This window comes from Myroides sp. TSA_177.3, from assembly GCF_052691955.1.
In genome coordinates this window covers 12,845-26,141 of sequence record NZ_JBQZGD010000012.1, presented here as the reverse complement: position 1 = coordinate 26,141, position 13,297 = coordinate 12,845, and the positions used below count along the sequence as shown (strand labels likewise).

Here is a 13,297-nt window from a genome sequence, read left to right as displayed (position 1 = left end):
TTTGAATTTCTAGTTATTCGAGTATAAATAGAATAAAAAATGTAAAAAGGGATGATTTTTTTTAATCATCCCTTTTTTATAGTATAACTTTAATAATTAATATTTAAAGTAGTTCCTTTCTGTGTTACCGCATAAGGTTTTAATTGATATTGTGCTCCGGGTGTCATAGAAGTTCCAGTTAGTAAACTATACTGAAGTGGAGTAGTATGTTGCTCGCATGTACAACTAAGATAGATATCGCCTGGTTTTTCCATTTTCATTCTAGAACAATTGCGGTCAACAGGATGATTGGGACAGGCAATGTCATACGCTAAATAATAAGGACCCGCATTGAAAATAATTACGCCCATTACGCCTTGGTTTTCTATAATAACAGAATTATTGGGAAACTTCAGTTTGTCATACGCAGGTAAGTTTAAATCAATGAAGATAGAAACCGGATTATTGGGTAAATACGGATTGCTATATCGCACACTATCTTTTGAGCAACTAAAGCTGAATAATAGGACAAGAACTAAGAATAAAATTTTTTTCATCGCATAAAATATTTGTAAAACAAATTTAATTAATTAACTTTGACAAGTAGACTATACAGAATTAGATAATTTATTTAAATAAATATAAAAAATATTTTACGCACCAGAAAATCCCGTTTCATGGGATTTTTTCTATTTATATAAACCAGTTAATTATGAGTAAAATTTCGTATTACACTGCTGAGGGGCTGAAAAAGCTAAAGGATGAATTAGAGCAGTTAAAAAGTGTAGAGCGTCCAAAAGCATCACAAGCAATTGCTGATGCAAGAGACAAGGGGGATTTATCGGAGAATGCGGAGTATGATGCTGCAAAAGAAGCACAGGGGTTACTGGAACTTAAAATTGCGAAAATGGAAGAGGTAGTATCAACGGCTAGAATTATTGATGAATCACAATTAGATGAATCAAAAGCATTGGTACTTTCAACGGTTAAAATTAAAAATCAATCCAATGGTATGGTTTTAACCTATACGCTAGTAGCAGAAAGTGAAGCTGATTTGAAAGCAGGGAAGATTTCTGTAACTTCTCCTATTGGAAAAGGATTATTAGGAAAATCTGTGGGTGAAATCGCAGAGATAAAAGTTCCTAATGGACAAATGAATTTTGAGATTCTTGAAATTTCAAGAGATTAATTTTTAAAACATCGGATGTATGAGTTCTATTTTCACTAAAATAATCAATGGAGAACTTCCAGCCTATAAAATCGCTGAAAACGATCAGTTTTTAGCCTTTTTAGATATTAATCCCAATGCGAAAGGACATACGTTGTGTATTCCAAAGCAAGAGATTAATAAAATCTTTGACATGGAAGAAGAGCATTATGTAGAATTGATGAAATTCTCAAGAAAAATAGCCAAAGCCTTAGAACAAGCTGTTCCTTGCAAAAGAATTGGAATGTCTGTTGTAGGATTAGAAGTGCCACACGTTCACGTGCACTTGATTCCTTTACAAACCATGGATGATATTCGTTTTAGTAAAAAAGAAAGCTTGAGCCCTGCAGAGTTTGAAGAAGTAGTAAAAAAAGTACAACAATACTTATAAGCTCAAATTGATGAGCTATAGAAAAAAAGCAGAAGTGAATTTCACTCCTGCTTTTTTTGTTTGATCTAATCCTAGTTTATTTAGGTAGTTACACCATCTTATACGTAATAACAAATGTAGTTCCTTTACCTAGTTCAGAATGGTGAACTCTAATTTTTCCATTTTGGTATTCCTCGACAATTCTACGCGAAAGTGAAAGCCCAAGCCCCCAACCGCGTTTTTTGGAAGTATACCCAGGCTCAAATATTTTTTCAAATTTATTTTTTGGAATTCCTCCTCCTGTATCGGTAAGAAAGAGATGAACAAACTGATTCGTCGCTGAAATAACAAGTTCGATTTGCCCTTTCCCTTTAGTCGCATCAATGGCATTTTTAATCAAATTCTCAATGGTCCAGCTGTGTAATTCTGGATTGAGTAAAACTTTAATTTCTCGTTCTGGTGCTGAAAAATGAAAGGAAATCTGTTTAGAAGATCGCTGTTGAAAATACGCATATGTCTTATACGTTTCCGCAATGATATCTACTGGCGTTAATTGTGGTTTGGAACCAATTTTGGAAAATCGATCCGCAATGGTTTGCAGACGCTTGACATCTTTTTCTATTTCCTCAATAATCATCGGATTCATCTCTTCTAACTTCATTAATTCAATCCACCCCAACAACGAGGATAAAGGCGTACCTATTTGATGGGCTGTTTCCTTGGCCATACCTGTCCATAAACGATTCTGAGCGGCAATCTTATTACTGCGATAGAAAATGATAATCAAAACAGTAAAAAAGACGAAAATTAAAATTAAGGCTAAAGGATAGTATTTCAGTTTTAATAATAAAGAGGAATTCCCATAATACAAGTACTGTTTTTGTTTGCCCACCTCTACTTCAATAGGTGTATTTTCATTCTTGAGCTTGCGCAAGAAAATCAGTGCTTCTGCTTCACTCTCTTGAACCTTGAGTGGTACATTGACCATGGCTAATATGCTGTCTCGGTCATTGGTTTGAATAATGGGAATCGTAGTATTGTTGGTCAGAATTAACAAAGGAAGCTCAAGATTTGTATCATGAGGATTCGCTTCATTTAATGTATTAGATGCCGTGGACCAAATTTCCATTTTGATGCGTTCTTCTTCTTTATACGTCTGAAAAAAAGAATACGTATTCCAAAGTATAAGCAACAAAACAACAAATGCAGTTGCAATAAGTGTCCAGCGAATAATTTCTCTTTGTATTTTCAAGATGATGATGCATTTAGATGTTTAAAGGTAACTAAAAAAAATGCGATATAATTCATGCATTTCTAGTTAATCAAACGCAGAATTCTCCTTTTCCATATAGCAGGATTGGATTAATTATGAAGCGAATCTTGCGTATTCATTGAGAGGAGGCTGAGTTTCATAAAGACCAGAAAAAGAAAAAGAAAAAATAGCGCTGCAAGAAGGTGTTTGTCGCTCGTGTTTTTTTGTGATTCAATCTGCTTTTATTACCTTTACTCATCTACCTAAAAAGAAGAAATAAAATGAAAACAATAAACCCAAAAGACATTTCAACTGTAGAATTGCAAGGTTTTTTACAAGGGTCTGTAGGACCAAGACCGATTGCTTTAGCTAGTACAGTTGATGCTGATGGAAATCCAAATTTATCCCCTTTTAGCTTTTTTAATCTATTTAGTGCTAATCCACCAATTTTAGTATTCTCTCCTTCAAGACGCGTGCGTGATAATACGTGTAAACATACGTTATTCAATGTACAGGCAACGATGCAGGTGGTCATTAACGTGGTGAATTATGATATGGTTCAACAAACGTCTTTATCAAGTACAGAGTATAAAGATGGAGTAAATGAGTTTGTAAAAGCTGGTTTTACCATGATTGAATCGGAAGAGGTTCGTCCATTCCGCGTAAAAGAAAGCCCTGTTCAATTCGAGTGCATTGTACAAGAAGTGATTGGCTTAGGAACAGAAGGCGGAGCAGGTAATTTAGTAATCTGCGAAGTAGTAAAAATGCACATTGACGAAGCAATCCTCAATGAAAAAGGAGGAATCGATCAACATAAAATTGATTTAGTTTCTCGTATGGGAGGCAACTGGTATAGCCGCTCTAATATGGGAATGTTTGAAGTAGAAAAACCATTGACAACACTAGGATTAGGAGTAGATATTATTCCTCAAGAGGCAATTGATAGTTTGGTTTTTTCAGGAAACGATTTAGGAATCTTAGGAAACGTAGAGCATTTACCGACAACAGAAGAAATTCAAGCATTTTTAGTAGCAAATCCAGAGGCTAAAGAAATCGTAGCATCAGGTGATGTTGAAAAGAAATTTAAGCAAGCTAAAAAGTATTTAGAGGAAAATAATGTACCTTTGGCTTGGAATATGATTTTAGCAAAGTAACAATCAGGAAAAAAAAGATATAATGGAAGTAATAGGAAGAATTAAGGTGATTGGGCAGCCACAAGATATTAGCTCAAGCTTCAGAAAAAGAGAAGTTGTGGTTACTACTGAAGAACAATATCCACAAGATATTTTAATTGAGTTTACACAAGATAGAGTGAACTTACTTGATACTTTTCAAGTAGGAGAACCAGTAAAAGTATCGATTAATTTAAGAGGAAGAGAGTGGACATCTCCACAAGGTGAAGTAAGATATTTCAATACAATTCAAGGTTGGAGAATTGAAAGAAACATGCCTGCACAAGGAATGGGACAGCCAATGCAAAACCAATATGCACAACAACCTAATATGGGGCAGCCTGTACAACAAGCAGGAGGGTTCAACCAAAATTACCAAGGTAATCAAGGAACACCAAATCAGTTTGCACAACAAGCACCGCAAGCGCCTCAAACTCCACAATTCCCTCCAGCACCGTCATTCACGGAGGAGGATCATGATGATTTACCATTTTAATTAATACGAATCCCTAATCAATTGATTGGGGATTTTTTTTCTCTATGATAGCTATTTTAGATCCCAATTACTTAGGGTTTCCTCCAGTTGAAACAGCACATGAATCCGGAATTTTAGCCATTGGTGGTGCACTTACTGCAGATTGGTTACTCTTGGCCTATCAACATGGTGTATTTCCGTGGTTTGAAGATGGTGAACCAATCACTTGGTGGGCGCCTAACCCAAGAATGGTTGTTGAGTTAGCCACATTTAAACCTTCAAAAAGCATGCGCAATATCTTGAACAGAGCACTATTTCAAGTGACGTTCAATACGCATTTCGAAGCTGTGATTACACAGTGCCAACAAGTAAAAAGACAAGGACAAAATGGAACTTGGATTACGGATGAAATGTTGGCCGCTTATTGCGAGTTACATCAGTTAGGCTATGCGAAATCCGTTGAAGTATGGCAAGAAGGACGCTTAGTAGGCGGGTTGTATGGTGTGGATGTAGGACATGGGATTTTCTGCGGAGAAAGCATGTTCTCTTTGGTATCTAATGCTAGTAAAGTTGCTTTTCATCAGTTGATTCAAAAACTCAGAGAAGAAAACTACCAATTATTAGACTGTCAGGTGTATAATCCGCATCTCGAATTATTAGGCGCAGTTGAAATTCCCCGTGAAACTTATATGACCTATTTATACGATAAAAAATAAAGAAAATCCAAACGTTAAAAAGCTAACGTTTGGATTTTCCAATTTAAGGTGTCAATTAATACCAATTGATTGTGTAAGGGATTTGCATCTAAAATAACCTTGAGTGTCTCTTGGGCCATCATTGTCCCGATAATGCCTGGAAAAGTACCCAATACACCGTGTAAGCTGCAATTGGGAATGTCTTTCGGGTCAGGAGCCTCAGGAAATATATTCCGTAAATTTTTAGAATTCCGGTGTTGGAAGACGGCTAATTGTCCTTGAAACCCCAATATGGTGCCATAAATCAAAGGTTTGTTTAATGAAACACAAGCATCATTAACCAAATAACGCGTAGTGAAATTGTCCGTTCCATCTACGATATAATCATAGGCAGTAAAAAGAGCCTCAACATTGTCAGCGGTTACCTTTTCTCTATGCATGTGAAAGTGAATATGAGGATTGAGCTGAGCAATGCGTTTGGCCGCAACATCTACTTTATATTGTCCAATATCATGTGCTGTAAATAGAATTTGCCGATGTAAATTGTGTATTTCCACACGATCAAAATCAACTACTCCCAAATACCCTATTCCAGAGGCTGCCAAATAGGTGAGAATAGGAGAGCCTAATCCACCAGCGCCTAGAACTAATACGCGTGCATTTTTAATTTTTAATTGACCTGCAGTTCCAACTTCAGTTAAATTCATTGGACGGCTGTAACGTAAAAAATCGTGAACTTCTAGCATAGGATTAGAATGAGAAATTTGCATAGCTCTGATTCCAATCGGTCCAGATCGGTTCATAACCTTTGGATTGAATCAGTTGATAAATGTCGGCTGTTGATCGCTGGTCGCACGTTTCAAATTGCGCGAGTGAACCTTGATCAACACTGTATCCCCCTGGATTTGTTTTGGATCCCGCACTCATAGAAGTAACTCCCAATCCAATCACGTGATCGCGAAACCATTCACTTTCGCGCGTAGAGATAGAGAGCTCAATATCTTCATTCCAGATGCGATAGGCAAACATCAGTTGAAGTAAATCAATATCCTCCATGATAAAATTAGGTTCTACATTGCCTTCCGCGGGTCGCAATCGAGGAAAGGAAATAGAATACTTGGTTTTCCAATAGGTTTTTTGAAGGTAATCGAGGTGTAAAGCAGTAAAAAAACTATCCACACGCCAATCTTCTAGCCCTAATAATACACCTAATCCTATTTTGTGGATGCCTGCTTGTCCAATGCGGTCAGGTGTTTCCAAGCGATAGCGGAAATTGGATTTTTTACCTTTGGGATGATACTGTTTATAGACTGCTTCATGATACGTTTCTTGATAGACTAATACGGCATATACCCCGAGTTGAGCTAAGACTTCATATTCGTTTTGCTCTAGCGGTTGTACTTCAATCGAAAGGGTAGAAAAGGAAGTGCGAATCTGTTTGATGGCTTGTTCAAAATAGCGAAGGTTAACAGTGTGATTGGCTTCACCCGTAACCAATAAAATATGATCATATCCTTGACCTTTGAGCAAGTTAATTTCTTGTTCTATTTCGATAGAGGTTAAGGTTTTCCTGCGGATGTTGTTATCAATACTAAATCCACAATACGTACAAATATTGTGACACTCATTGCTCAAATACATGGGAGTATAGAGCTGAATGGTCTTGCCAAAACGCTTATGTGTCAGCTGTTGGCTGAGTTGAGCCATTGGCTCCAGAAAAGGACGAGCTGCAGGCGAAATCAGGTGAAGGAAATCAGTTAGATTTCGCTTTGATTTACTGAGGCTTTGAACCACTTGTTCTGGTGTTGTAGCGTTGAGCTGTTGGCGAATTTCATCCCAGGAATACTGGGTGTAAACATCGTAAAACGTCATGGTTATTGGTATAAAAATGAGGTTAAAGGACTAGAGGCATGGGCGTGATTTTGAATCGCGCCCAATTGAGCTTCGTACGCCATTCTTCCTGCTTGAACTGCTTGCTGAAAGGCTTTAGCCATAACAACTGGATCACCTGCAACGGCAATAGCAGTATTGACTAATACAGCATCTGCACCAAGTTCCATGGCTTTAGCGGCATCAGAAGGTGCGCCAATTCCTGCATCCACAATAACGGGCACGCGACTATTTTCTATGATAATTTCCAAGAAATCCAAAGTTTTCAATCCTTTATTGGTGCCAATAGGAGAACCTAAAGGCATGACAGCCGTTGTTCCAACCTCTTCTAATCGTTTGCAGAGCACAGGATCTGCGTGAATATAAGGCAACACATAAAAACCTTGTTTGGCTAGTTCTTCTGTTGCTAGTAAGGTTTCAATAGGATCAGGTAATAAGTATTTTGGATCAGGATGTATCTCGACTTTTACCCAATTTGTTTCTAAAGCTTCGCGGGCTAGTTGAGCCGCCAAAATAGCTTCTTTTGCATTTCTAGCTCCTGAAGTATTGGGAAGTAAGTGCAAATGCGGATGATTCAAATGGGTCAATAAAGCATTGTTTTCCTGTTTTAAATCCAATCGTTTTAAAGCAACCGTGATGAATTCAGTTTCACTGGCTAAAGTAGCTGCTTCCATGACAGCGTTAGATCCGTACTTGCCAGTGCCTAAAAATAATCGAGAGTGGAAGGTTTTATCTCCTAGTTGAAATGGGGTCATAAGAAGTAAGTATTTAGTTGTTGTATAAGTTGTTGAGGGGATTGCGCTTGATGGAGTAAACTCGATACAGCAATACCCGATAATCCTAGTTTTTGTAATACGGGTACATCGGTTAGGGTTATACCTCCAATGGCTACAATTGGTATTTGTTTTTCTTCTGGGGTTAGTGCCGTCAATAGTTGTTGGTAACCTTCAAATCCCAATAAGGGACTCAGTTTCTTTTTCGTCGGTGTATAGCGCAAAGGACCTAATCCGATATAATCACAAGACTCACCTAGGCGTTGTTTTACATCAGCAAGGGTATTGGCTGTTCCGCCTATTATTTTATGGGGAAGTAAGGCTCGTGCTTCGGCAATAGATCGATCTTGAAGACCTAAATGAACACCATTGGCATCAAGGGCTAGGGCCAAATCGGGATCATCGTTAATGAGTAAGGTTGCTTGATAGCTATCACAAAGGAGTTTCACTTGCTCTGCGGTTTTCCATCGAATAGAGGTAAGCGTGTCTTTAAATCGGAATTGAATCCATCGTTGTCCCGCATCTAAAACGGATTCGATGTGGTACAATTGTTCTTGCGGGGTATCGCCCTGACTGATATATTGAATGGGATTAAACATGATAAGCTAATAAAGTTGAATTGGACGCCAAAATTTTTTCGACGTATTGTTTTGATTTTTGTACCGCTTCATAGAGCGAATCCCCTAAAGCGAGCTGACTCGCAATAGCAGAAGATAAAATACAGCCCGTACCGTGTTTGGTTGAGGGATACACCTGTTGAGGATAAAACGAATATTGTTCATCAGCAGTTAAGAGGTAATCGACAGCTTTAGTTTCTGGATGATGTCCCCCTTTGAGTAAAACAGCACAAGTAGCAGAGAGCGATTGTGCCTTTTCTAATGGAGTTGTTCCTATTGGAATCAGCTGGTCTAGTTCAAAGTAGTTAGGGGTGATTAAATCCAGATGAAGCAGTATAGCTTCAAGCGTTTGACCTCCAATACCTGTTGTAAAATCAAAATGAGTACTTGAGCGCAAAACGGGATCCCAAATAATATACGCTTGGGGAATATGCTGTTTGATTACCTGGAGGTAATGTAAAAGCTCCTCTCCGGATTCTACAATGCCTATTTTTACGACTTGTGGTTGATAACGTTGTAAGATAACCTCGAGTTGTTGAAGTATATAGGCTCGTTTTTCCCAGCGAATAGCTACAAATGCATCTTCCGTTTGAATCGTATTGGCCGTGAGAATGCCCAAACCATACACCTGATGGTTTTCAAATGTTTTGATATCGGCTAGTAATCCAGCTCCTCCCGAAGGATCAAACCCTGCTATCGAAAGAGCAATTGGTCTTGTTTGTAACATAAATCAAAAATTTTAAGGGGTTCTGCTGCTTGCCATATGGCACCGAGAACTGCAAAATCATCAAATCCCATATTGCGAACGGTTGCCAGATAATCAGGGGTGATTCCTCCTAAAGCAACCGTTTGAATCCAAGGGTATTTCCAATCAGCTAAAAAAGAGGGCCAATGGAGGGTCGGTTGATACGCTATTTTAGAAATGCTGTCGAAAACAGGACTGAGAAAAACGCGTTGATGCCTTGTTGATAACTTCTCGCATTCGGTAGAGTTATGAACACTTGTTGACAAATAGGGCAGTTTCTGTGCATAGTTATTAACAAATGAACAATTATCTGTTGATAAGTGGGCATATTGTGCCTTTAGACTGTTGATAAGTTGGACATATTGTTTAAAAACTTTAGGATAATTGTTGATAACAGGGCTTGGGATGTGAATAACTAGCTTGTCATGATGTTGATAACTGATGTTTTCAATCCATTCTTGAAGCTGTTCAAAAGTGAAATCAGGCTTTCTAATATGCAAAAGAGGTAAGCCTCTTTCCAACATGGTATTGGCGAGGCTTATTTCTTTTGGATGATGATATGGAGGCGTAATGACCACCATACTATAGATAGATTTCTTTTCCAGATTTGATGAACTCTTCCGACATTTCTTTCATGCCTTGTTCTGCCGAATCTCGAATTTCTTGTGAAATTTTCATCGAACAGAATTTAGGGCCACACATCGAACAGAAGTGAGCCACTTTAGCAGCATCAGCAGGTAAGGTTTCATCGTGAAACTCTCGAGCGGTATCCGGATCCAAAGACAGGTTGAATTGATCTTCCCAACGGAATTCAAAACGAGCTTTGCTCAAGGCATTGTCTCTGTATTGTGCGCCTGGATGTCCTTTGGCTAAATCTGCTGCATGAGCAGCTAACTTATAAGTAATCACACCGTCTTTGACGTCTTTTTTATTGGGTAAGCCTAAGTGTTCCTTTGGCGTTACATAACACAACATGGCTGTTCCATACCACCCGATCATAGCAGCACCAATAGCAGAGGTGATGTGATCATAACCAGGGGCAATATCCGTTGTTAAAGGGCCTAAGGTGTAAAAAGGAGCTTCTCCACAATCGCGTAGTTGCTTTTCCATATTTTCTTTGATGAGGTGCATCGGTACATGTCCTGGTCCTTCAATCATGACCTGTACATCGTGCTTCCAAGCGATTTTAGTTAACTCACCTAAGGTTTCTAATTCCGCAAATTGTGCCGCATCATTGGCATCAGCAATAGAACCAGGTCTGAGTCCATCGCCTAAAGAAAAAGCGATATCATAACGTTTCATAATCTCGCATATTTCTTCAAAATGCGTGTATAAAAAGTTTTCTTGGTGATGGAATAAGCACCATTTAGCCATGATGGACCCTCCTCGTGAAACAATACCCGTAACGCGTTGGGCCGTTAAGTGAATGTATCGCAAGAGTACACCTGCGTGAATGGTAAAATACGAAACCCCTTGTTCGGCTTGCTCAATGAGCGTATCCCTGAAAATCTCCCAAGTCAAATCTTCGGCTATTCCTTTTACTTTTTCTAAAGCTTGATAAATGGGGACGGTTCCAATGGGTACAGGTGAATTGCGAATAATCCATTCCCTCGTTTCATGTATGTTTTTTCCCGTAGATAAATCCATAATTGTATCTGCGCCCCAGCGACAAGCCCAAACCGCTTTTTCTACTTCTTCTTCAATGGTTGAGGTAACGGCGCTATTTCCGATATTCGCATTGATTTTTACAAGAAAGTTGCGCCCAATAATCATAGGCTCACTTTCGGGATGGTTGATGTTATTGGGAATAATCGCACGCCCTGCCGCAATTTCATCGCGTACAAATTCAGGTGTAATATAGTTTTTGGGCGTATTAGCTCCAAAACTATTCCCTTGGTGCTGTTGCTTCAATGCAGGAGAAACAGCATCTAGTTGCTCTAAGCGTTGGTTTTCACGAATAGCTACATACTCCATTTCGGGAGTAATAATTCCTTGCTTTGCATAGTGTAACTGGGTTACATTTTGTCCTGATTTAGCTACTTTGGGTTTATGTATAAATTCAAAACGCAAATGAGCTAACTTAGGATCTTCTGCTCGTTGTTGCCCATAAGCAGATGTAAGTGTATCTAGAATTTCAACATCTTGTCGATCTAAAATCCAAGATTCTCTTAAACGGGGTAACCCTTTTTTGATATTGATATCAAACTGCTCATCGGTATAAGCCCCAGAGGTATCATAGACAGTGACTGGCGGATTTTTCTCTAGTGCGCCTTGACTGAGTTTCGTATCACTTAAGGTAATTTCACGCATCGCTACGCGAATGGGAAATAGTGTTCCCGCTACATACACCTTTTTTGAATTGGGAAAAGGAGTTTGTGAAATCTTTTCGTGTTGTTCCATATAATCTGATTTATTGTTTATAATCGTCGTGTTAAAATGGAATCAACCGCCTTGGGTTGCTGTGATAATTAAAATATCATCTGCCTCGGATAAGAGATAAGTACTCCAGTCCGCTTTGGCAATAACCGTAGCATTCACTGCAACAGCAATGCCTTTTTGTTGCGTTGTGCCGTGTAAATCAAGCATAGTCTGAATGCTGATTTGCAGCTGTTCAAAGTGAAATTTCTGATTGTTGATGTGTAGTTCCATTCCTTTTATTTTGTTGATATAACTTTAGGAATGGCCACACGCCAGTACAGGATGTACCGAATGAAGTCATCTTACTTTTCCCTACGCTAGTATGAACTAGATCAGGTTCAAAGGGTAAAATCTCAGCCTACACGATGTAGACACCCCTAAAGTTGGAAGCAAATATAAGGATTATTTGATGGGAAGCAAGTTCTGTTTAGTTAAGTTCAAATGTTGTATCTTGTTTTGCAAATTAAGGAATATGAAAAAATCAGAAGCTAAATTCATTGAGAATTGGAAAAAGAAAATAGAAATGGGACGACTGAGATATGGCTTTTTGGAAGGTAGTATTTTTGGATTGCTTGTTGGGATATTCACCATGCTATTATCCTTGCTTTTTGACGAGTTTACTATTGTTCTTAGGATGCAACTGGTATATGATTTGATAATTTGGATGTTAGGAGGGATATTGGGTTATTTAACTGTTATGTGGGAGGTTAATACGTATTATTATAAACACTTTTTAAAAAAGAATGGGCTAGAGGATTGATGATGCGAATATTTTCGTGAAAATATTTTATTTAGTTAATTTTGGTAAAAAAATACTACTTTTGCAATCGGATAAATAAAAAATAATAAAGTGTTAGACTGTTTTTTGACTTTTTATTTTTGATTTTCCAACTTTTTTAATAACTGTGACTCAGATTCAAACTCTTTTACGAAAGAAGTAAGAATGGCATAAAAAAAATAAAAGTTTTATAGCGATAACGTAATATTAGTTTTTTATATGAAAAAATGTTGGATTGTATTGGTTTTGTGTGTGTTGTTTGTGTTTTCTGGTTGTAAGTCGGATGATGTCATGAGTAAGGATAGCAAAGAGTTGAGAACACTTTTGAATCATGAATGGGAGGCAACTGAGATCATAAGTCATTACATCATAGACAATAGGCTCAAGTATCCTTTTACGACAGAAAAAATGGAGGAATTGTTTAATACCGAAACTTATTCTATAGAAAATTATATGCATAAGTTTAAAATGGGTATGAATAAAAAAGGAGGCTTTTATTATGTAGAAGAAATTAAAAATGTTAATACGAATCTGTATGATAAGATTAACGTAATGTATATGTGTACAACACAAGAAGAGAATCGAATTTTTGGTAAGTTAAATTATATTCCAAATAATGGACAACCTATTTCATATGAAGCAGATTTATATGTTCGAAAAATTGATGAGAATACAATTAAATTATTGATGATTAATCACGGAGAAGACCCTGCCAACAAAGACATGACTTTTGCTTTATTTGTTTTAAATAAAAAAGGGGCTTGGAATGAAAATACAGCTGTGCAAAGTATCCTAGAAAGTTTTGGTATAGATAGACAATATATCGAATTTATAGGAGGAGAACATTTTGAAAGAGATGTTGCTCAAGGTAGATGTAAATAAGTGAGTAGGAAAGTACATCATACAATAATGATCTTTTTGTATTG

Annotated in this window: 17 protein-coding genes and 1 riboswitch; of the genes, 7 read left to right on the top strand and 10 right to left on the bottom strand. The window is 37.7% G+C overall.

Annotated elements, in window-relative coordinates; genetic code table 11:
- Positions 1-89 precede the first annotated feature (89 nt).
- Positions 90-536 carry a hypothetical protein gene (locus ACUTSE_RS12065; protein WP_445640397.1) on the bottom strand — a complete coding sequence of 149 codons (447 nt, stop codon included), beginning with the start codon at positions 534-536 and terminating at the stop codon, positions 90-92.
- A gap of 155 nt (positions 537-691) precedes the next feature.
- Between ACUTSE_RS12065 and greA the strand changes: the two genes are divergently transcribed.
- Together greA and ACUTSE_RS12055 are read left to right on the top strand one after the other, a co-directional pair.
- Positions 692-1,168, top strand: coding sequence for a transcription elongation factor GreA (greA, locus tag ACUTSE_RS12060; RefSeq protein ID WP_002987830.1), 477 nt, complete (start codon positions 692-694; stop codon positions 1,166-1,168).
- Positions 1,169-1,187: 19 nt separating this feature from the next.
- Positions 1,188-1,577 (top strand): HIT family protein, encoded by a 390-nt coding sequence (locus tag ACUTSE_RS12055; RefSeq protein WP_445640396.1) that lies wholly within the window; start codon positions 1,188-1,190, stop codon positions 1,575-1,577.
- An 88-nt stretch (positions 1,578-1,665) separates the two neighbouring features.
- Here the strand turns inward: ACUTSE_RS12055 and ACUTSE_RS12050 are convergent, their stop codons facing one another.
- Positions 1,666-2,808 carry a sensor histidine kinase gene (locus tag ACUTSE_RS12050; protein ID WP_115091853.1) on the bottom strand — a complete coding sequence of 381 codons (1,143 nt, stop codon included), beginning with the start codon at positions 2,806-2,808 and terminating at the stop codon, positions 1,666-1,668.
- Positions 2,809-3,089: 281 nt separating this feature from the next.
- Between ACUTSE_RS12050 and ACUTSE_RS12045 the strand changes: the two genes are divergently transcribed.
- The 3 genes from ACUTSE_RS12045 to aat are packed head-to-tail and all read left to right on the top strand — an operon-like array spanning position 3,090 to position 5,171.
- Positions 3,090-3,962, top strand: coding sequence for a flavin reductase family protein (locus tag ACUTSE_RS12045; RefSeq protein ID WP_002987827.1), 873 nt, complete (start codon positions 3,090-3,092; stop codon positions 3,960-3,962).
- Positions 3,963-3,984: 22 nt separating this feature from the next.
- Positions 3,985-4,476, top strand: a complete 492-nt coding sequence (locus tag ACUTSE_RS12040) for a DUF3127 domain-containing protein (protein ID WP_002987825.1) — start codon at positions 3,985-3,987, stop codon at positions 4,474-4,476.
- Between the two features lie 44 nt (positions 4,477-4,520).
- A complete protein-coding gene (gene aat, locus ACUTSE_RS12035) occupies positions 4,521-5,171 on the top strand; it encodes a leucyl/phenylalanyl-tRNA--protein transferase (RefSeq protein WP_445640395.1) in 651 nt (216 codons plus the stop codon).
- Between the two features lie 14 nt (positions 5,172-5,185).
- On the opposite strand, the gene ACUTSE_RS12030 is transcribed toward aat, so the two are convergent.
- Genes ACUTSE_RS12030 through thiS form a run of 8 tightly spaced genes read right to left on the bottom strand, consistent with a single transcriptional unit; the run spans position 5,186 to position 11,824 of the window.
- On the bottom strand, positions 5,186-5,953 hold the full coding sequence (locus ACUTSE_RS12030; RefSeq protein ID WP_445640394.1) for a HesA/MoeB/ThiF family protein: 768 nt from the start codon (positions 5,951-5,953) through the stop codon (positions 5,186-5,188).
- Positions 5,901-7,022, bottom strand: a complete 1,122-nt coding sequence (gene thiH, locus ACUTSE_RS12025; RefSeq protein ID WP_445640393.1) for a 2-iminoacetate synthase ThiH — start codon at positions 7,020-7,022, stop codon at positions 5,901-5,903. The genes ACUTSE_RS12030 and thiH overlap by 53 nt, the downstream gene beginning before the upstream one ends.
- Before the next feature lie 2 nt (positions 7,023-7,024).
- Positions 7,025-7,795 carry a thiazole synthase gene (locus tag ACUTSE_RS12020; protein ID WP_445640392.1) on the bottom strand — a complete coding sequence of 257 codons (771 nt, stop codon included), beginning with the start codon at positions 7,793-7,795 and terminating at the stop codon, positions 7,025-7,027.
- Positions 7,792-8,412 (bottom strand): thiamine phosphate synthase, encoded by a 621-nt coding sequence (gene thiE, locus ACUTSE_RS12015; protein ID WP_445640391.1) that lies wholly within the window; start codon positions 8,410-8,412, stop codon positions 7,792-7,794. Before thiE ends, ACUTSE_RS12020 begins: the two co-directional genes overlap by 4 nt.
- A complete protein-coding gene (locus tag ACUTSE_RS12010) occupies positions 8,405-9,157 on the bottom strand; it encodes a hydroxymethylpyrimidine/phosphomethylpyrimidine kinase (protein WP_445640390.1) in 753 nt (250 codons plus the stop codon). Before ACUTSE_RS12010 ends, thiE begins: the two co-directional genes overlap by 8 nt.
- Positions 9,124-9,756, bottom strand: coding sequence for a thiamine phosphate synthase (locus tag ACUTSE_RS12005; RefSeq protein ID WP_445640389.1), 633 nt, complete (start codon positions 9,754-9,756; stop codon positions 9,124-9,126). The genes ACUTSE_RS12010 and ACUTSE_RS12005 overlap by 34 nt, the downstream gene beginning before the upstream one ends.
- 1 nt (position 9,757) lies before the next feature.
- Positions 9,758-11,575 (bottom strand): phosphomethylpyrimidine synthase ThiC, encoded by a 1,818-nt coding sequence (thiC, locus tag ACUTSE_RS12000; protein ID WP_445640388.1) that lies wholly within the window; start codon positions 11,573-11,575, stop codon positions 9,758-9,760.
- 42 nt (positions 11,576-11,617) lie between these two features.
- Positions 11,618-11,824 carry a sulfur carrier protein ThiS gene (gene thiS, locus ACUTSE_RS11995; protein ID WP_002987811.1) on the bottom strand — a complete coding sequence of 69 codons (207 nt, stop codon included), beginning with the start codon at positions 11,822-11,824 and terminating at the stop codon, positions 11,618-11,620.
- A gap of 61 nt (positions 11,825-11,885) precedes the next feature.
- A riboswitch (TPP riboswitch) is annotated at positions 11,886-11,982 on the bottom strand.
- A gap of 83 nt (positions 11,983-12,065) precedes the next feature.
- On the opposite strand from thiS, the gene ACUTSE_RS11990 reads away from it, so the two are divergent.
- Together ACUTSE_RS11990 and ACUTSE_RS11985 are read left to right on the top strand one after the other, a co-directional pair.
- Positions 12,066-12,353, top strand: a complete 288-nt coding sequence (locus ACUTSE_RS11990; protein WP_445640387.1) for a hypothetical protein — start codon at positions 12,066-12,068, stop codon at positions 12,351-12,353.
- 237 nt (positions 12,354-12,590) lie between these two features.
- On the top strand, positions 12,591-13,253 hold the full coding sequence (locus tag ACUTSE_RS11985; protein ID WP_445640386.1) for a hypothetical protein: 663 nt from the start codon (positions 12,591-12,593) through the stop codon (positions 13,251-13,253).
- Positions 13,254-13,297 lie beyond the last annotated feature (44 nt).